This is a genomic window from Mesorhizobium sp. WSM4836, assembly GCF_055811815.1.
Map to the genome: position 1 here is coordinate 39,598 of NZ_JBVVQF010000007.1, position 18,335 is coordinate 57,932.

Annotated in this window: 24 protein-coding genes; 15 read left to right on the plus strand and 9 right to left on the minus strand. The window is 62.4% G+C overall.

Annotated elements, in window-relative coordinates; genetic code table 11:
- The first annotated feature begins 101 nt into the window (after positions 1-101).
- Positions 102-1,151: a DUF1176 domain-containing protein gene (locus tag AC0L2P_RS10855; RefSeq protein WP_473501216.1), complete on the plus strand. Its 1,050-nt coding sequence runs from the start codon at positions 102-104 to the stop codon at positions 1,149-1,151.
- Here AC0L2P_RS10855 and AC0L2P_RS10860 read toward each other — a convergent pair.
- The 5 genes from AC0L2P_RS10860 to AC0L2P_RS10880 all read right to left on the minus strand — a co-directional run bounded on the left by AC0L2P_RS10860 (position 1,148) and on the right by AC0L2P_RS10880 (position 5,439).
- Positions 1,148-2,065 (minus strand): alpha/beta hydrolase, encoded by a 918-nt coding sequence (locus AC0L2P_RS10860; RefSeq protein WP_473501217.1) that lies wholly within the window; start codon positions 2,063-2,065, stop codon positions 1,148-1,150. The genes AC0L2P_RS10855 and AC0L2P_RS10860 overlap by 4 nt on opposite strands.
- A gap of 32 nt (positions 2,066-2,097) precedes the next feature.
- On the minus strand, positions 2,098-3,708 hold the full coding sequence (locus tag AC0L2P_RS10865) for an NTP transferase domain-containing protein (protein ID WP_473501218.1): 1,611 nt from the start codon (positions 3,706-3,708) through the stop codon (positions 2,098-2,100).
- Positions 3,705-4,409, minus strand: a complete 705-nt coding sequence (locus tag AC0L2P_RS10870; protein ID WP_473501219.1) for an XdhC family protein — start codon at positions 4,407-4,409, stop codon at positions 3,705-3,707. Before AC0L2P_RS10870 ends, AC0L2P_RS10865 begins: the two co-directional genes overlap by 4 nt.
- Before the next feature lie 6 nt (positions 4,410-4,415).
- A complete protein-coding gene (locus AC0L2P_RS10875; protein WP_473501220.1) occupies positions 4,416-4,754 on the minus strand; it encodes an XdhC family protein in 339 nt (112 codons plus the stop codon).
- A gap of 190 nt (positions 4,755-4,944) precedes the next feature.
- Entirely contained in the window at positions 4,945-5,439 is a 495-nt protein-coding gene (locus AC0L2P_RS10880) for a flavin reductase (protein WP_473501221.1), read from the minus strand.
- A gap of 179 nt (positions 5,440-5,618) precedes the next feature.
- On the opposite strand from AC0L2P_RS10880, the gene AC0L2P_RS10885 reads away from it, so the two are divergent.
- Both AC0L2P_RS10885 and AC0L2P_RS10890 read left to right on the plus strand, forming a co-directional pair.
- Positions 5,619-6,692 (plus strand): branched-chain amino acid ABC transporter substrate-binding protein, encoded by a 1,074-nt coding sequence (locus tag AC0L2P_RS10885; RefSeq protein ID WP_473501222.1) that lies wholly within the window; start codon positions 5,619-5,621, stop codon positions 6,690-6,692.
- A 14-nt stretch (positions 6,693-6,706) separates the two neighbouring features.
- Positions 6,707-7,723: a P1 family peptidase gene (locus AC0L2P_RS10890; RefSeq protein WP_473501372.1), complete on the plus strand. Its 1,017-nt coding sequence runs from the start codon at positions 6,707-6,709 to the stop codon at positions 7,721-7,723.
- Positions 7,724-7,770: 47 nt separating this feature from the next.
- Here the strand turns inward: AC0L2P_RS10890 and AC0L2P_RS10895 are convergent, their stop codons facing one another.
- The gene (locus AC0L2P_RS10895; RefSeq protein ID WP_473501223.1) at positions 7,771-8,025 is read right to left on the minus strand and encodes a DUF2171 domain-containing protein; all 255 of its coding nucleotides are present in this window, start codon (positions 8,023-8,025) and stop codon (positions 7,771-7,773) included.
- Positions 8,026-8,271: 246 nt separating this feature from the next.
- On the opposite strand from AC0L2P_RS10895, the gene AC0L2P_RS10900 reads away from it, so the two are divergent.
- From AC0L2P_RS10900 to AC0L2P_RS10915, 4 genes are read left to right on the plus strand one after another with little or no spacing between them, the layout of a single operon-like run.
- Positions 8,272-8,997 (plus strand): DUF2259 domain-containing protein, encoded by a 726-nt coding sequence (locus AC0L2P_RS10900; RefSeq protein ID WP_473501224.1) that lies wholly within the window; start codon positions 8,272-8,274, stop codon positions 8,995-8,997.
- An 11-nt stretch (positions 8,998-9,008) separates the two neighbouring features.
- Positions 9,009-9,509: a hypothetical protein gene (locus tag AC0L2P_RS10905; RefSeq protein WP_473501225.1), complete on the plus strand. Its 501-nt coding sequence runs from the start codon at positions 9,009-9,011 to the stop codon at positions 9,507-9,509.
- Positions 9,510-9,568: 59 nt separating this feature from the next.
- A complete protein-coding gene (gene purB / locus AC0L2P_RS10910) occupies positions 9,569-10,876 on the plus strand; it encodes an adenylosuccinate lyase (RefSeq protein ID WP_473501226.1) in 1,308 nt (435 codons plus the stop codon).
- A complete protein-coding gene (locus AC0L2P_RS10915; RefSeq protein WP_473501227.1) occupies positions 10,876-11,448 on the plus strand; it encodes an RBBP9/YdeN family alpha/beta hydrolase in 573 nt (190 codons plus the stop codon). Before purB ends, AC0L2P_RS10915 begins: the two co-directional genes overlap by 1 nt.
- A gap of 1 nt (position 11,449) precedes the next feature.
- Here AC0L2P_RS10915 and AC0L2P_RS10920 read toward each other — a convergent pair whose 3' ends face one another.
- On the minus strand, positions 11,450-12,262 hold the full coding sequence (locus AC0L2P_RS10920) for a VOC family protein (RefSeq protein ID WP_473501228.1): 813 nt from the start codon (positions 12,260-12,262) through the stop codon (positions 11,450-11,452).
- A gap of 272 nt (positions 12,263-12,534) precedes the next feature.
- Between AC0L2P_RS10920 and AC0L2P_RS10925 the strand changes: the two genes are divergently transcribed.
- A complete protein-coding gene (locus AC0L2P_RS10925; RefSeq protein ID WP_473501373.1) occupies positions 12,535-13,083 on the plus strand; it encodes an RBBP9/YdeN family alpha/beta hydrolase in 549 nt (182 codons plus the stop codon).
- Here AC0L2P_RS10925 and AC0L2P_RS10930 read toward each other — a convergent pair.
- Complete coding sequence (locus AC0L2P_RS10930) at positions 13,080-13,853, minus strand: HpcH/HpaI aldolase family protein (protein WP_473501229.1); 774 nt, start codon at positions 13,851-13,853, stop codon at positions 13,080-13,082. The two genes, AC0L2P_RS10925 and AC0L2P_RS10930, sit on opposite strands and share 4 nt — an antisense overlap.
- Before the next feature lie 116 nt (positions 13,854-13,969).
- Positions 13,970-14,290 (minus strand): DUF1476 domain-containing protein, encoded by a 321-nt coding sequence (locus AC0L2P_RS10935; RefSeq protein ID WP_023674726.1) that lies wholly within the window; start codon positions 14,288-14,290, stop codon positions 13,970-13,972.
- A gap of 270 nt (positions 14,291-14,560) precedes the next feature.
- Here AC0L2P_RS10935 and purC point away from each other — a divergent pair, with 270 nt between their 5' ends.
- From purC to AC0L2P_RS10970, 7 genes are read left to right on the plus strand one after another with little or no spacing between them, the layout of a single operon-like run.
- Positions 14,561-15,355 (plus strand): phosphoribosylaminoimidazolesuccinocarboxamide synthase, encoded by a 795-nt coding sequence (gene purC, locus AC0L2P_RS10940; protein WP_023674725.1) that lies wholly within the window; start codon positions 14,561-14,563, stop codon positions 15,353-15,355.
- A 40-nt stretch (positions 15,356-15,395) separates the two neighbouring features.
- On the plus strand, positions 15,396-15,638 hold the full coding sequence (gene purS, locus AC0L2P_RS10945) for a phosphoribosylformylglycinamidine synthase subunit PurS (protein ID WP_473501374.1): 243 nt from the start codon (positions 15,396-15,398) through the stop codon (positions 15,636-15,638).
- 18 nt (positions 15,639-15,656) lie between these two features.
- Entirely contained in the window at positions 15,657-15,911 is a 255-nt protein-coding gene (locus AC0L2P_RS10950; RefSeq protein ID WP_473501230.1) for a hypothetical protein, read from the plus strand.
- Complete coding sequence (gene purQ / locus AC0L2P_RS10955; protein WP_473501231.1) at positions 15,908-16,576, plus strand: phosphoribosylformylglycinamidine synthase subunit PurQ; 669 nt, start codon at positions 15,908-15,910, stop codon at positions 16,574-16,576. The genes AC0L2P_RS10950 and purQ overlap by 4 nt, the downstream gene beginning before the upstream one ends.
- 31 nt (positions 16,577-16,607) lie before the next feature.
- The gene (locus AC0L2P_RS10960; RefSeq protein ID WP_473501232.1) at positions 16,608-17,273 is read left to right on the plus strand and encodes a glutathione S-transferase family protein; all 666 of its coding nucleotides are present in this window, start codon (positions 16,608-16,610) and stop codon (positions 17,271-17,273) included.
- Positions 17,274-17,275: 2 nt separating this feature from the next.
- Complete coding sequence (locus AC0L2P_RS10965) at positions 17,276-17,686, plus strand: hypothetical protein (protein ID WP_473501233.1); 411 nt, start codon at positions 17,276-17,278, stop codon at positions 17,684-17,686.
- Between the two features lie 4 nt (positions 17,687-17,690).
- Positions 17,691-18,335 carry a Pr6Pr family membrane protein gene (locus tag AC0L2P_RS10970; protein ID WP_473501234.1) on the plus strand — a complete coding sequence of 215 codons (645 nt, stop codon included), beginning with the start codon at positions 17,691-17,693 and terminating at the stop codon, positions 18,333-18,335.

Sequence of the window (18,335 nt, forward strand, 5' to 3'; positions counted from 1 at the left end):
TGCCGATGGCGAGAGGTAGCGCTTTCGCAGGCGATTGTTCAAGCGTCACCACGTCGCCGCAATCGATATGATAGGATTTTTTCATCGAGTGGAGGTTCCCGATGAGACCCGCCCTTCTTGCAGCGACCGCCTTCTTCTCCCTCGCCGTTAGCGGCCAACCCATGCTCGCCGCCGAGGCGCCTTATATTGACGACAGGTCGGATGCCGAGGCAGTCATCCGCTCGCTCTACAGCGCCATCAGCCGACATGAATTCGCGCGTGCCTGGGACTATTTCGGGGATACAAAGCCGGCTAAGGATTTCAATGCGTTCTTCAAAGGCTATGACGGCACCGACGCAGTCGACGTCAAAACCGGTGGCGTGTCCGAGGACGGCGCTGCCGGCAGCATCTACTACAGCGTTCCGGTCGCCATCCGGGCGACTTCCAAGGACGGCAGCGAGAATGTCTTTGCCGGCTGCTACACGCTGCGCCAGATCAACGCATCGGTCCAGGAGCCGCCATTTCGCCCGATGTTCATCGACAAGGGTGCGCTGAAACCGTCAAAAGCCGATTTCGAGGAAGCCGTGCCGGCAAGCTGCGGCGACGGGCCGCCGCCGTCGAAGAAGGACGCCGCGCTTGAGAAGGCCAAGAAGGCGTTTGCTGCCACCTATGGCGAGCAATGCGAGAAGGATATGCCCGGCGGCAATCCGCGTGGAGAGCCGGACGCCTACTCGCTGCGCTACAAGGATACAGGCGCCACCGACAGCGAGCCCGAACGCGAAACGCGGCTGTTCCGTTTTTTCTGCTCGATGGCCGCCTACAATGAGAGCGCCGTCTATTACATCTACGACGACGTATCGGGCGTCCGGCAACTGCAATTCGCGTCACCGGAACTCGACATCCGTTATGAGAACAACAACAGCGAAGGCAAGGTCGAGGGCATCAATATCGTCGGCTTCCAGACGGACGATCAGTTGGTCAACTCCGAATATGACGATGCCACCAAGACGATTTCATCCTTGAACAAATGGCGTGGCGTCGGCGACGCCTCGTCGGCTGGCACCTATTTGTTTCGCCACGGCAATTTCTCGCTGGTGCAGTACGAGGTCGACGCGTCCTATGACGGCGAGATCAACCCGCAGACAGTGCTCGACTACAACACCGCGCCTTAAGGGGCCTTCGACAACATCCAGTTGAGTGTGCCGCGCCAGTCGATCATGCGGATCGGTGTGCCATGTGTGCCGGTCTCGAAGCGGACGAAGCGCGTGGGATAGCTCTTCGATTTGGCCAGGATGGAGCGGAAGAAGCCTTCCTGTTTCTCGACCGGAAATACCGGATCCTTGCTGCCCTGGCCAAAGAAGACCGGAACACGGCGCTTGAAGGCCGGGCTTGAGAAGAAACTCTCATCCCACAGCGAGCCGAGCAGCAGCAGCCCGTCGATGCGCCCGCCGGTATCCTTGCGGGAGGCCAGCTTCCAGCACAACGCGCCTCCCATGGAGCCGCAGGCGACGAAGATTTTTGCGTGCGGCGATTGTTCGGCATAGTGGCCGATCAATGCGGCGATCTGGGTGGCACCGGTGTCGCCGAAATCAGAAAAATCCGGCGACAGATAAAGGCCGCCATTGCCGGCCATCAGGTTCTTGATGCGGTTGAAATTGCCGCCGAAGGTGAAGTCGTCGGTGCCCTGCCTGCGGCTGCCGCCCTGCCCGTGCAGGTAAAGCACGATGATACCCGCGCCATCTGTCTTGCCGACAGCAATGTGGCGGACATCGCCGGCATCGGTCTTCAGCAACAAGTCCTGCTGCACCTTGCGCACACCGGGATCGGTGTATTGCGCATGCACACGACGCTCGGGCACTTCGTCACGGGCGTTGATGTCGCGCATCTCACGATAATCGATAATCGTATAGGCGTCGTTGTTTTCGGATGAGAGCGTGCCCGGATAGGCGAACAGATCGTCCTTGAAGGGCTTGAGTTCGAGAGCGTTGGCGTAGGCGGCACAAGAGAGCGACCAAAGAATCGCCGCCAGCAGGGCCGGGAAGCCGGAAGGAGGCAAGCAGAACCGGAAGCAGGAACGAAAGGCCATCCCTCAGCCATGCGTTTTTCGGCTTCGGTTTGTCAATCCTGCAGCACGCCGCCGGCGCTTTCCAGCGCCTCGCGCGTGTCGACATCGACGGCTGCCCCTTCCCCGATCTCGACATCGATGACGTCGAACCCTTCGGCCTCGACCAGATTGCGGGCCCCGGTATCGCCTTCGAGGTGAGCGATCGCGGAAAACAGCAAGCGCGGCAGCAGCACCGGATTGCCGCGCCGCCCGTCGTGCGAGGCCCGCACTACCGATCGGCCCTCGGACCTGCGGAACGCCTCGATCAGCCTGTCGAGATCGGCCGAGGCGACGCCGGGCATATCGCCGAGGACAATCATGGCGCCGGCGGCGTCGCCGGAAATCTTGGCGATGCCGGCCTTCAGCGACGAAGACAGGCCCGCGGCGAAATCCGGATTGTCCGCGAAGGTCACATCTAGGCCAGACAGTGCATCGCGCACGCGCTCGCGCTGGTGGCCGGTGACGACGATGGTGGCCGCGGCTTTCGAACCGACCGCGCGTTCGGCAGTGCGACGAACCAGGGGCTTGCCGTCGAACAGTGCCAAGAGCTTGTTCGGCCCGCCCATGCGGCTGGAGCGGCCGGCGGCCAGAAGCACGATCTCGACCTTTGGTTCGGCTTTGGCCGGCAATGGCTCGCGCGGTTGCGGCCGCGTCGGAATTTCCATCAACAGCCCGCCGACACCCATGCCGGCAATATCCCTGGCGGTCACGTCGAGGCCGGCGATCAGCCGGTCGAGCACCCAGTCGAAGCCGTTCTCCTTGGGGCTGCGTGCGCAGCCCGGCGCACCGATGATGCGCTTGCCGCCCAGAGTGCCTAGCACCAGCAAATTGCCGGGATCGACCGGCATGCCGGCGCGGATGACAATGCCGCCCGCCCTTTCGATGGCAGCGGGAACGACGTCGCCGAAATCGGCCATCGCCGAAGCGCCGAAGATAACCACCATATCGTTGTCGCGGATCAGCGAGACCGCAGCCTCGGCGACCGGGATAATTTCATGCGGCGTTCGACGCTCGGCCGCCAGCCTGCCGCCCGAACGCGCCAGGCGTGCTTCGGTGACGCGCAGCGTCTTGTCGAGCACGCTGGGTTTGGTGCCGGGCAGCACCGTCTGGATGACGCCGACGCGCGCGGGCTGAAAGGCGTTGACGGCAAAGATCTCGCCGCCGGCGCAGATCCTTGCCACGGCATCGACCAAAGCGGAGGCGACGGCAAACGGGATGATCTTCACCGTTGCCACCATCTGACCTTTTTCGACCGGCGCATGCTGCGCGAGCGTCGCGATGGTGATCGTCGGATCGACGGCGTTGATGGCGTCGATCATCACAGCGTCGACAGTGAACATGCCGGCAGCCCGCGCGTGGAGGTTGACCCTGCCGGTCGCGGCGGGCTTCGCCTCGATGTTGCGATGGATCATGGATGCGGCGATCTTTTCGGCGGCGACGTCCTCGCTGAGATCGTCGGGCGCCAACACCGCCGCGACGACCTCGAAAATGCCAGCGGCCTTCAACAGGGACACATCCCCGGCGCTTAGCCTGTGCGCCTTGCGGAAGCGGCGCTCTCCGGCCGTGGTGGCGTGCGCAAGCACTGCCCCTTCGGCCGCATCGATCGCAACGGGACCAAATTTCACGCGACCGCGCCTTTGGATTCGAGGCCGCGGGAGCGGAAGGCGTGGATCGCTTGCGCCAAAACCGCGACGGCAATCTCGGCCGGGCTGGCAGCTCCAATATCGAGGCCGATCGGGGCATGAATGCGGGCGATCTGGTCGGCTGTCGCTCCCGAAGCCAGCAGGCGTTCCACACGTTTGGCGTGGGTCTTGCGGCTGCCGAGCGCCCCGACATAGAAGCAGCCGGCATCGAGTGCCGCCTTCAGCGCGAAATCGTCGATCTTCGGATCGTGGGTGAGAGCAGCCAGCGCCGTATAGCTATCGAGTGGCTGACGCTTCAGCACATCCCCCGGCCATTCGGCATGCAGCGCGATATCGGGAAAGCGGTCGGACGTGGCAAAGGCCGTGCGCGGATCGATGATCTCGACAGGATAGCCGGCGATCCTGGCCATCGGTGCCAGCGCCTGGCTGATGTGGACGGCGCCGATCACCACCAGGCGCGGCTGCGGCAGATGTGCGTTGAGGAAGAAGGTCCGCCCCTCAGCTTCGACCGAACCGGAATTGCCCGTGCGAAATGCCTTGGCGATGGCCGCCCCGAGTTCGCCGGCCACCTGGTCGCCCTCGCGCACGACACGGTCGCGTCCGTCGCCGAGATCGGTGACCAGGATTGCCGCGCGGCGGGCGCGGCGTTCGGCATTGAGTGCCTTCAGCGCATAAGGATCCATTGAGAATCAGCCCAACCTTTCGACATAGACCTTGATGCGGCCGCCGCAGGACAGGCCGACCTGCCAAGCGGTTTCGTCGGCAACCCCGAACTCCAGCATCTTCGCCTTGCCGCTATCGATAACGTCGACCGCCTCGGTCACCACTGCGCCTTCAACGCAGCCGCCCGAAACAGAGCCATGGAAATTGCCTTCGGCGTCGATGACCAAGTGGCTGCCGACCGGACGCGGTGCCGAGCCCCAGGTTTCGACCACGGTGGCGATGGCGACATCCTTGCCGTCCTTCATCCAGCCCTCCGCAATGATCAGCGGGTCGCGGGTCTCATCGAGATAGATACTGTGTTCCATGATTTTCTCCCTGGGAGACATGTGGTTATGCCACGCGCTTCGCGCCAGCCTCGATCCACCGGCGCGGGTCGACCGAACGGACCGGGAGGAGACATCTAGGCTTTCATAGCGTCTCGTCGATTGTCCGCGGCGCCGGACGCGGTTTCAACTCGGTCATTCTGTTTCCGCGGGCGCGGCCATCCGAAAGCCTCTACAGAGCGTGGTAGCCGCGGTTGTGATAAACCAGCGGCCGCAAATTATCGCCGATGCGCAAACCTGTCACGTTGCCAAAAAGCACACGGTGGGTGGCCAGATCCTTGGTGTCGACCAGCTCGCAGTCGAAGACGGCAAGGGCACCCTTCAACGTCGGTGAACCGGTCGAGATCACATCCCATTCGGCCAACGCGAAACGCTCCTCGACCGGCAGGCCGGTAATGCCGGAAAAGCCGATCGACAGCGACTCCTGATCCGAAGCCAGCGTGTTCAGGGCAAATTTGCCGTTTTCCACGAACGGCTCGTTCTTGGGATTTTCACGATTGAGGCAAACCAGGATGGTCGGCGGCGTGTCAGACACCGAGCAGGCCGCGATCACCGTCGCGCCGCGCCTGCCGGCGGGGCCATTGGTGGTGACTACATGCACGTGGCCGGCAAAATGGGCCATCGCGTCGCGGTAGGCCTGCGGCCCGATGTCATTCTTCTTCAGCACCGATGATTTCCACTAGTCAGAACCAACCGTTATATATGGCGGGATATTGCATGCCACAAGCGAAGTGCTTGAGCTATATCCTGAATTCCCGTGTTGCGCCAAAGCTGGCCAGCCTTTAGGTCTTGACGGCATTGGCGCCGGCAAAACACGCGATCGGCGCGGAGGAATTCTTCGCTCGCATGCGACCCTGGACAACCACAATAGCGGTGCTGGCCTGGCTCTCGGTCGCCGGTAGTGCGAGTGCCGAGACGCTCCTGGTCGGCGTCGCGGCACCTTTGTCGGGCCCGTCGGCGATCCTCGGCAAACAGATCGAGTCAGGCGCGACAATGGCGGCTGAAGCGAACGATGCCGGGATCAGGACGATCGATGACGCCTGCACGGCCGCCGGCGGCGCGGCTGCCGCGCGGGAATTCACCGCGGCCAAGGTCAACGTCGTCATCGGTTTTTTGTGCACCGAGGCAATCGAGGCGGCTCTGCCGATCCTTAAGGATGCCGGCATCCCGGTGATCACAGTCGGCGTCCGCACCGAAAGCCTGACCGACCGGCGCGCCAAGACGGGATGGCCGATCTATCGTCTCGGGCCGCGCGGCGACGACGAGCGCAATGCCGTCGCCGCCATCCTCACCCGCCTATGGCAAAACGAGCTGTTCGCCATCGTCGACGATGGCACCATCTACGGCCGCGAAATGGCCGAGACGTTTCGGGCAGCCGCCGAGCAGTCGGCCCTGAAGCCGGTGTTCGTCGACACGTTCCGGCCGCAGCTCGACAACCAGATCGCGCTGATCGGCCGGCTGAAGAAAGCCGGCGCAACGCATGTCTTTGCCGGCGGCGACGGCGATGATGTCGCCATAATGGGCCGTGACGCCGGCCAGCTTAACACGGGAATGGTGTTTGCCGGCGGGGAAGCGTTGCGCGCGCCGCTCGGCGACGTGCCTTACGCCGCAGGCACGCTGATGATCGCGCCGCCCGAATGGGCCGATGTCGCCGACCCCAAGGTGCTGCAGAGCTTTGCCGGACAAAACATCGTGCCGGAAGGGTACACGCTGCCTGCCTATGCCGCGGTCGAGATCGCCAAGGCGGCTTCAGCATTGACGCAAAGCGCCGGCGAGAAGCTGGCCAACATGCTGACCGCGCATGACTTCACCACGGTGATTGGACCGATCCGCTTTGACGAAAAAGGTGACCTGACGCAAAATCCTTATCGCGCCTACCGTTTCGACGGCGGCCGTTTCGTGCCGGCGGAGAGCCAATGATGTCAAGCACGGGGATGTTCCATACGGGTCAGCGCAATCTCATCACCGACGTCGCCGGCCTGCGTGTCGGCAATGCGGCGAATGCCAAGCTGAAATCCGGTGTGACCACCGTCATCTGCGACGAGCCGGCCGTGGCCGGCGTGCAAATCCTGGGTGGTGCGCCAGGTACCCGCGAAACCGACCTGCTCGAGCCGCACAATTCGATCCACGCCATCCATGCCGTGGTGCTTTCGGGCGGCTCGGCCTTTGGCCTCGACGCCGCGTCGGGGGTGCAGGCGGCCCTGCGCGAAAAAGGCATCGGCGTCGAGGTCGGCGGCTTTCGCGTGCCGATCGTGCCGGCGGCGATCCTGTTCGACCTGCGCAATGGCGGCGACAAGGATTGGGGCCGGTATCCGCCTTACCGGGACCTTGGCTACGAAGCCGCGCAAGCCGCCGCGATCGACTTTGCGCTCGGCACTGCCGGCGCAGGTAGCGGGGCTTTGAGCTCCGGCCTGAAGGGCGGGCTCGGCTCGGCCTCGACGATGCTCGACAGCGGTGTCACCATCGGCGCGCTCGCCGCCGTCAACCCGACCGGCTCGGTGACGGTCGCCGGGACCCGCCATTTCTGGGCGGCGCCGTTCGAGATCGGCGACGAGTTCGGCGGTTTAGGCTATCCCCACCCGATGCCTGACGATGCCAGAAAGATCCTGCTGAAGTTCCGTGACGAGCATGCAGAGCAGGCGGAAACCGGCGGCAACACGACCATCGCCGTGATCGCCACCGATGCGGTACTCACCAAGGCCGCCGCCAAACGCCTGGCAATATCAGCGCATGACGGCTTTGTCCGTGCCATTTGGCCGACGCACACGCCGGCCGACGGCGATCTGGTCTTCGCGCTGGCAACGGGCAAGAGCGGCATCGAGCTCGGGCCCAACGATGCAGTCGATCTCTACGCCGCGGCCGGCGCCACGATGGCGCGCGCTATCGCCCGCGGCGTCTTTGCCGCGACGCCGGCCGAAGGCGATCTGTTCCCGGTCTGGTCGTCGCGCTGACCGCGCAACGCTCATTCGGGTGAGCCGTAATCAGACTGGACTTATGATCAGGTGGGGTCGGATTTTTCTTCCTCGAACGTGACCGCAACATCCGAGTTTGCCGAGAGCCGCACCTTCTGGCCTTCAATCTCTGCGACAAGACTAAGAGGAATGAAGTGGTGATGGCCCCGGTGAGCGCCCTCGCCGCTATCGCGCTTGGTCAGCTTGATGCGACTTCCATCAACCTTGTCGACGGTACCGACATGGACGCCGTCGGCGCCGATCACTTCCATACGTTCGCGAATCTTGGCTGCATCAATCATGGCGGTCTCCCTTAGGGCGCCGCACGTCCAATTAGACGCGCAAAGGACGCTCTAAACATTTTGAATCAATGCATCGTGCCTTCCAAAAATCGATCCTAATTTTCGGAAGGCACGATGCGGTGAAGCTGCCGACAATAACAAACGACGGCCGGATTGGATGCATCGACCTTGTGTTTCAGTAGCACGATCTTTTGACGGCATCGTGATAGGAATTTAACGGCGTCGACCGCCTGAATGGAAAGCCCCATGCGAAATCTTGCCCTGTTTGCCGTCTGCCTGCTTGCCCCGCTTGCAACTTTGGTCGCCGCCCACGCAGGCGATGTCGCCGAGCTTGAGATCCTCGGCTTCAGTCGTGATGGCGGGGTCTTTGCCTTCGAGGAATACGGCGTCCAGGACGGATCGGGATTTCCCTATGCAAACCGCTATTATATTGACACGGCCGACGACAGTTTTCTCAAGGGCTCGCCGATCCGCGTCCGGCTCGAAGACGAGAATGCCACGGTGGACGCAGCGCGGCTGCAGGCCCGGCAAAAGGGCGAAGCGATCGTCAATCAGGCGGAACTCACGTCAAATCGCGGCATCACCGCCGGCTTCAACCCGGTTACCGAGCTTTCTGCCGATCCCTTCCGCATGATGGTCAATCCGCGCCCGATCTTCTCGCCGGTCGACGATCCGCTCGAGTTCCGGCTCGACCAGATCGGCATGAATGACACCGAACGATGCGAGAGCCAGGGCGAGATCAATGGTTTTCGCCTGCTGCGCATCGAGGCGAAGGACGGCGGCCAAACGAGGATTATCCACGAGGACAAGTCGATCCCGCAAAGCAGAGGTTGTCCGAATGGCTATCAGATCGGCGCGGTTCAGACATTTTCGCTGGATAGCCTCAGCGCCTATGCCGTGCTGATCGCGGTGCGCCAATACGGATTCGAAGGGCCGGACTATCGCTGGATCGCGGTAACCGGTCGCCGGTGACGTTCCCAACCATGCGCTATCGCGCCCTGCGCCATCTCCGCCGCGCTCTGCCGTCGCTGAGCACCGCATTTGCCGGTGCCTTGCTGTGGGCCATGGCGATGGGCGCCAGCGCGCTGCTCAATCTGCTGCAGTACGATTGGGAGACCCCGGCAAAGATTCGCTTCGTCTCGCTGCTTTATGCTGCCGGCGGTGCGCTGGCCTTCCCGGTTGGGCTGTTCCTGGCGCGGTTCGTCTCGCTCGGACGCCACTGGGAGATCGCCCTTGCCGCCGCCTTCGTCTGCCTTCTCGCAGCGACGATCGCCGTCACCGGCGGCCTGTTTGGGCTGCAATACCGCTCCTACTATGTCCAATGGCATGCGCCCGCGCTCACCATCACCTGGATTTTCCAGTTCGTGTTCACGATGTTGACGGCACTCTACCAGTTCGTCGTCCTCGGCATTCGGCTGTATTTTCCGCTCGGTTTCATTGCGCTCGCTGTCGCCAGTGTCTGGTTTGCGCGCCAGCAACGTTGAGGATTTTGCCTGCCTCTGTTAGGACGCGGGCAAATGCTCTCGCAAGTCAGGACCGACTGATGATCCCTCGCTACTCCCGGCCGGAAATGGTGGCCATCTGGTCGCCCGAAACCCGGTTCCGCATCTGGTTCGAGATCGAGGCCTACGCCTGCGACGCATTGGCCGAGCTCGGCGTCATTCCAAAGGAGGCTGCCAAGACCATCTGGGAGAAAGGCGGAGCGGCGAAATTCGATGTCGAAGCCATCGACGAGATCGAGCGCGTCACCAAGCATGACGTCATCGCCTTTCTCACCCATCTTGCGGAATTCGTCGGGCCGGATGCGCGCTTCATCCACCAGGGCATGACATCCTCCGATGTTCTCGACACCTGTTTTGCCGTGCAGCTCACCCGGGCCAGCGACATCCTGCTGACCGACATTGACGGGCTGCTTGCGGCGCTCAAGCGCCGCGCCTTCGAGCACAAGGACACCATCACCATCGGCCGCAGCCACGGCATTCATGCCGAGCCGACCACCTTCGGCGTCAAGCTGGCGCAGGCCTATGCCGAATTCTCGCGTTGCCGCGAGAGGCTGGTGCACGCACGCGAGGACATTGCAACCTGCGCCATCTCGGGTGCGGTCGGCACCTTCGCCAATATCGATCCTTATGTCGAAGAATACGTCGCCAAGAAACTCGGACTGAAGCCCGAGCCGGTGTCGACGCAGGTGATTCCGCGCGACCGCCATGCGATGTTCTTCGCCACGCTCGGCGTCATCGCCTCGTCGATCGAGCGGCTGGCGATCGAGGTGCGTCATCTGCAGCGCACCGAGGTACTCGAAGCAGAAGAGTATTTTTCACCCGGACAGAAGGGTTCGTCGGCGATGCCGCACAAGCGCAACCCGGTGCTGACCGAGAATCTCACCGGCCTTGCCCGCATGGTGCGCTCCTTCGCGCTGCCGGCCATGGAGAATGTGGCGCTGTGGCACGAGCGAGACATCTCGCATTCGTCGGTCGAGCGCATGATCGGGCCCGACGCGACGGTGACGCTCGATTTCGCGCTGTCGCGGCTGACCAGCGTTGTCGACAAATTACTGGTCTACCCGGACAACATGCTGAAGAACATGAACAAGTTCCGCGGCCTCGTGCATTCGCAGCGCGTGCTGCTGGCGCTGACGCAAGCCGGCGTCTCGCGCGAGGACGCCTACCGGCTGGTGCAGCGCAATGCCATGAAGGTGTGGGAGCAAGGCGCTGATTTCCTTGAGGAACTTCTAGCCGACAAGGACGTTGTTGCAGCTCTGCCTGAAGCCGAGATCCGCGAGAAATTCGACTTAGGCTATCATACCAAGCACGTCGATACGATCTTCAGCCGAGTGTTCGGAGAAGCCTGATGATTTCGGCGGCCGGAGATTTCGATTTCCTTGCCCTGCCCGGGCGCGGCAATTCCGGACCGGATCATTGGATGTCGCATTGGTGCCGGGTGCTCCCCAATTCAAGTCGCGTGCTGCAGGCAGAGTGGGACCGACCGAAGCCTGAAGACTGGATCGGCCGGCTGGATGCTGCGGTGGCCGCCGCACCGCGCCGCATCGTGCTGCTTGCACATTCGCTGGCAGTGGCGACGGCGGTGAAGTGGGCTTCCGGGGCCAGTCAAAGCCAGCTCGACAAGGTCGCGGCGGCGTTCCTGGTTGCCGCGACCAATGTCGAGGATACCGATCCCTCATTCGACGCGGTGCGCCCGTTCGCGCCGATGCCGCTGAAGCGCCTGCCCTTCCCGGCATTGGTGGTGGCGAGCCGCAGCGACCCGCGCGTCACCTTCGACAAGGCGAGCGCTTTTGCCGCAGCCTGGGGCGCGGATATCGCCGATGCCGGCGATCTCGGCCATATGGGAAACGAGGCCCGCCTGGGCGTATGGCCAGCGGGCCTGCTGATGCTTGGACGCTTACTTGAAAAGGCGAACCTCTAGCCTACGCCTTACCGGGAACCGTCCTTATCACTGTGCCCCACGGATCCTCGCGCGTAGTGTCGCTTGCGACATTGTCCGAACGCATCTCGACCCAGGCCAGGCCGGACCGGGAGGGATCGCGGCGACCGGCACCCGGGCTCTGCCACGCATTTGCGCCAATGTGGTGATGATAGCCGCCGGACGACAGGAACACCGCCGCGCCACCATATTTTGCCACCGTGTCGAAACCGAACTCCTGATGCCACCATGCTTCGGCTTCTTCCGGCCTGCCGACCCGCAAATGGACGTGGCCGATAATGCTGTTTTCCGGCGCGCCCTGCCAGCCGGTGTCGCCGGCCGGCACTTCGGCAACCACCGAGGGGATGTTCAGCCGCTCCGTCGCCATCGCGATCTTGTCGCCGTTCCATTTCCAGTCCTCCGGGCGGCGGTCGGCATAGATCTCGATGCCGTTGCCTTCCGGGTCGGTCAGATAAAGCGCCTCGCTGACCAGATGATCGGATGCGCCCTCTATGCCGATCTTGCCGGCGATGGCGTGGTTGATCCAGCGACCGAGATCGGCCCGGCTGGGTAGCAGGAAGGCGGTGTGGAAAAGACCGGCGCTGCGCGGGTCATCGGGTTTCGCAGCCGGATCCGCTTCGATGTGAAGCAAAGGGCGATTGACTGCGCCGAGCGTGATCGTGCCGCCGGCGCGGCTCAGCTCCTGCAGGCCGACGACCTTGCGATAGTAAGCAGCGAGATTTTCTGCATCGCGCGCCCGCAAGCCGACGCGGGCAACGCTGACCGGGGTCGTCGCGGCAAAAGGCAGTTCGCTCATCAAAGTGCTCCGTTCAGGCGGCGTTCGACAAGCTTCCAACAGAGGAACCCGGCGCCATCAATCATTCTATGCCGTGTCCGTGCCAAAATCTCGGAACAGCCATTCTTTCTTGCCGACAGATCGTCGATCGCGATCGTTCACACAAGAGCGCAAGAAGCGAACATGGTGTTCACAATTGCGAGCAGAACCGGCCCGCCCGAGGCCGTTTGCGTGCGGTTCTTTTGGACCCATACCCGGTTGCACCCGACGGTGTCGCTCGCTACATGCGCGCCATGAAAGTCAAGGAAGCAGATATTCTCATCGTGCCGGGCTACACCAATTCCGGCCCAGATCATTGGCAGAGCCGCTGGCAATCGAAACTGTCGACAGCGCGCCGCGTCGAACAGGCGGAATGGTCGAAGCCGGTGCGCGAGGATTGGACGGCCGGTGTCGCCAAGGCGGTTAACGAGGCCGAGCGGCCTGTCGTCATCGTCGCTCATTCGCTTGGCGTCGCCGCGGTCATCCAGGCCTTGCCTCGGTTTGAGCGGCCGGTCGCCGGCGCTTTCTTCGTGGCGCCGCCCGATGTCGCCAACCCAGAGATAAAGCCGAGGCACCTGATGACCTTCGGCCCTTATCCGCGCGACCCGCTGCCGTTTCCGTCGGTGGTGATCGCCAGCCGCAACGACCCGTTCTGCGCCTTCGGCGTCGCCGAGAATATTGCCGCGGCTTGGGGTTCGCTGTTCATCGACGCCGGCCATGCCGGTCATCTCAACGCGGATTCCGGCTTCGGCCCCTGGCCCGAAGGTTCTATGACGTTCGCGAAATTCCTGACGGATCTCTAGGAAGCGATCGAATCCCTGACGCTGCTCAGCAGGGTCTTTGCCCCAAGCGAAATCAGCGAATGCTCGGAACCCATCGCCAGCAGCCGATAGCCCATCGACACCACACGACCGGCGATGGCCGGTTCCATCACATAGATCGCCGCATGCTTGCCGGCTTTGCGGGTGCGCTGGGCGATCGAGGCGACGGTCTCCATCATGCTCTCCAGTGTCGAACTGACGGTGGTCCCCTTCGACCAGGCGATCGAGAAATCCGACGGGCCGAGGAAGATGCCGTCGATACCCGGCGTGTCGAGAATGCCGTCGAGTGCATCAAGCGCGGCGCGCGTTTCGACCATGGCGAACGCCATGGTGCGCTGGTTGCTGTCGTGCAGCCAGTCGGCATAATCGCCCTTGCCATGGCGCGGAAAAGCATAGGTCGGGCCCCAGGAGCGCTCGCCGAGCGGCGGGTATTTCATGGCGGCGGCAAACAGCTTTGCGTCCGCCACTGAATTCACCATCGGCGCAATCACCGCCTCGGCGCCGAAGTCAAGCGCGCGGCTGGCCATGTCGAAGCGGCCGACCGGAATGCGCACCAAAGCGGGCTTGTTGGCGGCCAGCACCGGCACAAGCCCGCGCAGCACACTGTCCTCGTGATGGCCACCATGCTGCATATCGAGCGTAACCGCGTCGAACCCTTGTCTGGCCAGTATCTCGACGGTCAGGGCATCCGGCACGCCGGACCATGCGGTGAACAGCGTCTCGTCGGCCGCAAGGCGTGACTTCAGGGACATTGGCGATTTCCTCTTTGCTTGCAGCAATTCAGCCGGAAACGAACGCAAAGGCAAAGAAAAACCGCCCGGTTAGGCCGGGCGGTCGATTGGTCCAGCATTCGGTATCGATGGGGGGATCAGGTGTTCTTGATCTGCTCGATCGCCTGCGCCATCAATTCATCCATGGTGCGGCGGATCTGATGGTCCGACTGGTCGATGCCGGCCGCATCGAAATCCTTGCGTATCTTGCGGAAAACGTCGTGATCGCCGGCTTCCTCGATATCGCTGACGACCACTTCCCTGGCATAAGCGTCGGCATCGGCGCCGGACTTGCCGAGCTTTTCGGCAGCCCACAGGCCGAGCGCTCTGTTGCGGCGTGCCGCAGCCTTGAACCGAAGTTCCTCGTCGAACGCGAATTTGCGCTCAAAGCCCTCTTCGCGGTCTTTCATGCTGCTCATGGCATCCCTCCGTGAAATCCGATTCGTTGTGCCAATATGTGTTGCCGGAGCACAAACCAAAAGGGCGCCGGCCGGTCAATATGCTACATTGCCTGCTGCGCTGCGGCATTTCGGTTCCCGAAAGCGGTTGATTGGAAGGATTTGCCGATTGAGCAAACACTGCGATTGGGATAGACACCGGCATTGAACCCCACCGTCGCCATCTTATTTTAGGCGGACGGACAGGAACTGGTCGCTTGCCGCCTGCCCGCAAATCCAGAGAAAAATCAGATGAAAAATCGCCGCCGCATTTATGAAGGCAAGGCCAAGATCCTTTATGAGGGACCGGAGCCTGGCACGCTGATCCAGTTCTTCAAGGATGACGCTACCGCTTTCAACAAGAAGAAGCATGAAATCGTCGATGGCAAAGGCGTGCTCAACAACCGCATTTCCGAGCACATCTTCAATCATCTCAACCGGATGGGCATTCCGACCCACTTCATCCGCCGGCTCAACATGCGCGAGCAACTGATCAAGGAAGTCGAGATCATCCCGCTCGAGGTGGTGGTGCGCAACGTCGCCGCCGGCTCGCTGGCCAAGCGCCTCGGCATTGAGGAAGGCACCGTGCTGCCGCGCTCGATCATCGAATTCTATTACAAGGCCGATGCGCTCGACGATCCGATGGTATCGGAAGAGCACATCACCGCCTTCGGCTGGGCGAGCCCGCAGGAGATCGACGATGTCATGGCGCTGGCCATTCGCGTCAACGACTTCCTTTCCGGCCTGTTCATGGGCGTCGGCATCCAGCTCGTCGATTTCAAAATCGAATGCGGCCGCCTGTTCGAAGGGGATATGATGCGCATCGTCGTTGCCGACGAGATCTCGCCGGATTCCTGCCGGCTGTGGGACGTGGCGACGCAGGACAAGCTCGACAAGGACCGCTTCCGCCGCGACATGGGCGGGCTGGTCGAAGCCTATCAGGAAGTTGCCCGCCGCCTCGGCATCATGAACGAGAACGAACCGCCGCGTCCTGCCGGACCGGTGCTCGTCGCATCGACTGACGGCGTCAAAGGCAAGCCGCACTGATGGCTTGCCCGCTCAACAGGTGAACAGGAGCATGTCCAGCGTGATCAGGGCCCGCATTACCGTAACCCTCAAGAACGGCGTGCTAGATCCACAAGGCAAGGCAATCGAGCATGCGCTTTCCGCAATGGGTTTCGGCGGCATCGGCCGGGTGCGGCAAGGCAAGGTTTTCGATATCGAGCTTGCCGAGAGCGACAAGGCCAAAGCCGAGGCGGAGCTGAATGCCATGTGCGACAAGCTTCTGGCGAATACGGTGATTGAGAATTATAGTGTGGCCATTACCTGAGGTTGTACCGGAGGGCAGATGACCGAAGCCACGAATGAGTTGATGTATGAGCTTCTCAAGCGTGTGCATCACGAAGTCGCTGAACTTCGCCAGGATGTTTCCGAAGTGAAGCGGGAGTTGAACGTAGTTCGGGGTCACATGGTCGCAACGCAAAGCGACATTCACAACATCTATGGCATTCTCGGCCGTCAAGACGATCGCCTTGAGCGCATAGAACGCCGTCTAGAATTGCGCGAACTCGCCGAAGCCCAGAGGCCCTACGAACAAAAATGAAATCAGCCGTCGTCCTGCTCCCCGGCCTCAATCGCGACCGCGACATGATCGCGGCGCTGACCAAGATTTCCGGCACGCCGCCGGTCACCGTCTGGCAGACCGACACCGAAATTCCCGACGTCGACCTGATCGCCATTCCCGGCGGCTTTTCGTTTGGCGATTATCTGCGCTGCGGCGCGATTGCCGCGCGCATGCCGGTGATGCGGGCTGTAGCCGAAAAAGCGGCCAAGGGCGCCATGGTCATTGGCGTGTGCAACGGCTTTCAGATACTCGTCGAGGCCGGCATGCTGCCGGGGGCGCTGATGCGCAATACCTCGCTGAAATTCGTTTGCCGCGAGGTGAAGCTGCAGATCGCCAACGCCAACACGATGTTCACCCGCCGCTATCTGCCGGGCCAGGTCATCCGGGCGCCGGTGGCGCACCATGATGGCAATTATTTTGCCGATGTCGAAACGCTGGCCCGCCTCGAAGGCGAAGGCCAGGTAGTGTTCCGCTATGCCGAAGGCACCAATCCCAACGGCTCGATCAACGACATTGCCGGCATCGTCAACGGCCGCGGCAATGTGCTCGGTCTGATGCCGCATCCCGAGAACCTGATCGAAGCGGCGCATGGCGGCAGCGACGGCCGGGCACTGTTCGAAAGCGCGCTGGGCGTCGCCGCTTGATGCCTTCAATTTTCCTTCTGGAGCGACGGTCATGAAACTCTATTCGCGGCCATTGTCGCCCTATTCGTCGATTGTGCGGGCGCTGGCCTACATCAAGAACGTGCCGCTCAAGGTCATTGCACCGCCGTCGGGGTTTCCCATCCCCGAGGGATTTCGTGCCATCTCGCCCCTCAACCGGATTCCGGTGCTGATCACCGGCTCGGGCGAAACGATCGTCGAATCGGTGGTCATTGCCGAATATCTGGAGGAGCGCTTTCCCGAGCCGGCGCTGTTGCCCAAGGATTCGAAAGACCGGGCGCTGGTGCGCGTGTTCGCCCGCATCACCGACCTTGACGTGCTCGCCCCAACGATGAAGCTGTTCGAGCTCTATTTCGTGCCGCAGCGCAACGAGGCCGAGATCAAGGCACAGTTCGCCCGATTGCATCACGGGCTTGCGGCAATTGAGGCCCGCATGGCGCATGGGCCGTTCGCGCTCGGCGACGACATCTCCTTCGCCGATGCGTGGCTGACGCCGACCCGCTTCGTCTTCAACAATTTCAGAGCGACGATCGGCCGCCCCGATTTGCTTGACGCCTATCCGAAATTCGATGCCTATGAGCAAATCGCCTTGCAGCATCCGGCGCTGTCGCGCGTCTGGGGTGAGATGACAGACGGTCTGAAGATCTTTCTGTCCGAACTCGAGATGGGCGCCGCTTAACCATGCGATCGACACTCGCCCGCCTAGCCCTCGCCGCTTCCGCCTGTCTTGTACTTGCCTCCTGCCAGTCGGGCCCCAAGAGCACGCCGGCGCCGGCGGGCAAGAGCGCGTCACTGCTTGCCATGGAGCGAGTGGCAATCGCTGCCCACAAATGCTGGATCGCCAGCAAGGACCCTGCCTTCAAATCCTATCAGATGGCCAACGAACTGAATTCGTTCAGTGGCACGCCGCGCTTCCTGCTGGTGCCGGCCAAACATTATGGCGGAAAGCCGCTGCTGGTCGTGCAGGCGCAAGGCAATTCGAGCCGCGTCGACGTGTTCGGCCCATTGATGGCGGAACCGCTCGGCGCGCGCATCGGCTCGGACATTTCCCGCTGGCAGGCGGGCAATTCGGGCTGCGGCGCTGCTGCCTAGCCCAATGGGTCGGTTGCTGCAGATCACTGGTCTGGTCGTCGGCCTGGCCGGGCTGGTCCTGCAGCTCTGCATCACGGTCCCGGCATCAATCGAACCGCGGTTTGTCGGCTCGCTGGTCTTCTATTTCAGCTTCTTCACCATCCTGACCAACATCGGCGCGGTGCTCGTTCATGCCTCGTTGTTGTCGTCGACGGGTTATGCCTGGTTTCCGGCTTTTGCCGCGCCACGGATGCGGGCCGGCGTAGCTGTCGCCATGACACTGGTCCTCATCATTTATGCAACGGTCCTGGCGCAGCTTTGGCAGCCGCAAGGATTGTTCCTGCTCTGCGACGTCCTCCTCCACTATGTGACGCCGCTGCTGTTTGTGGTGTGGTGGCTTGTGGCGGGCGCCGACGGCTCGACGCGATGGCGCGACATCTCCTGGTGGATGATCTATCCGGTCGCCTATCTGGCCTATGCGCTGCTGCGGGCGCCGATTGCCGGTGAAGTGCCTTACCCGTTCCTTGATGTCCCTAAGAACGGTGCGACCAGCGTCGCCGTCTCAGCTCTAGCCGTTACCGGGCTTTTTCTGTTGCTGTGCATTGTGGCGGTGCTTGTGGACCACGGTGTCACGCGGATCAGGGCGGCGGACATCGCTAAAGTGCGATAG

Coding starts and splice junctions, on each gene's coding strand:
- AC0L2P_RS10930 (WP_473501229.1), bottom strand. CDS start 13,853: ATGTCCCTGAAGTCACGCCTTGCGGCCGACGAGACGCTGTTCACCGCA.
- AC0L2P_RS10925 (WP_473501373.1), top strand. CDS start 12,535: ATGAAAGTCAAGGAAGCAGATATTCTCATCGTGCCGGGCTACACCAAT.
- AC0L2P_RS10950 (WP_473501230.1), top strand. CDS start 15,657: ATGACCGAAGCCACGAATGAGTTGATGTATGAGCTTCTCAAGCGTGTG.
- purC (WP_023674725.1), top strand. CDS start 14,561: ATGAAAAATCGCCGCCGCATTTATGAAGGCAAGGCCAAGATCCTTTAT.
- AC0L2P_RS10890 (WP_473501372.1), top strand. CDS start 6,707: ATGTTCCATACGGGTCAGCGCAATCTCATCACCGACGTCGCCGGCCTG.
- AC0L2P_RS10965 (WP_473501233.1), top strand. CDS start 17,276: ATGCGATCGACACTCGCCCGCCTAGCCCTCGCCGCTTCCGCCTGTCTT.
- AC0L2P_RS10960 (WP_473501232.1), top strand. CDS start 16,608: ATGAAACTCTATTCGCGGCCATTGTCGCCCTATTCGTCGATTGTGCGG.
- AC0L2P_RS10900 (WP_473501224.1), top strand. CDS start 8,272: ATGCGAAATCTTGCCCTGTTTGCCGTCTGCCTGCTTGCCCCGCTTGCA.
- AC0L2P_RS10870 (WP_473501219.1), bottom strand. CDS start 4,409: ATGGATCCTTATGCGCTGAAGGCACTCAATGCCGAACGCCGCGCCCGC.
- AC0L2P_RS10905 (WP_473501225.1), top strand. CDS start 9,009: ATGCGCTATCGCGCCCTGCGCCATCTCCGCCGCGCTCTGCCGTCGCTG.
- AC0L2P_RS10895 (WP_473501223.1), bottom strand. CDS start 8,025: ATGATTGATGCAGCCAAGATTCGCGAACGTATGGAAGTGATCGGCGCC.
- AC0L2P_RS10875 (WP_473501220.1), bottom strand. CDS start 4,754: ATGGAACACAGTATCTATCTCGATGAGACCCGCGACCCGCTGATCATT.
- AC0L2P_RS10970 (WP_473501234.1), top strand. CDS start 17,691: ATGGGTCGGTTGCTGCAGATCACTGGTCTGGTCGTCGGCCTGGCCGGG.
- purB (WP_473501226.1), top strand. CDS start 9,569: ATGATCCCTCGCTACTCCCGGCCGGAAATGGTGGCCATCTGGTCGCCC.
- AC0L2P_RS10915 (WP_473501227.1), top strand. CDS start 10,876: ATGATTTCGGCGGCCGGAGATTTCGATTTCCTTGCCCTGCCCGGGCGC.
- AC0L2P_RS10885 (WP_473501222.1), top strand. CDS start 5,619: ATGCGACCCTGGACAACCACAATAGCGGTGCTGGCCTGGCTCTCGGTC.
- AC0L2P_RS10860 (WP_473501217.1), bottom strand. CDS start 2,065: ATGGCCTTTCGTTCCTGCTTCCGGTTCTGCTTGCCTCCTTCCGGCTTC.
- AC0L2P_RS10935 (WP_023674726.1), bottom strand. CDS start 14,290: ATGAGCAGCATGAAAGACCGCGAAGAGGGCTTTGAGCGCAAATTCGCG.
- purQ (WP_473501231.1), top strand. CDS start 15,908: ATGAAATCAGCCGTCGTCCTGCTCCCCGGCCTCAATCGCGACCGCGAC.
- AC0L2P_RS10855 (WP_473501216.1), top strand. CDS start 102: ATGAGACCCGCCCTTCTTGCAGCGACCGCCTTCTTCTCCCTCGCCGTT.
- AC0L2P_RS10920 (WP_473501228.1), bottom strand. CDS start 12,262: ATGAGCGAACTGCCTTTTGCCGCGACGACCCCGGTCAGCGTTGCCCGC.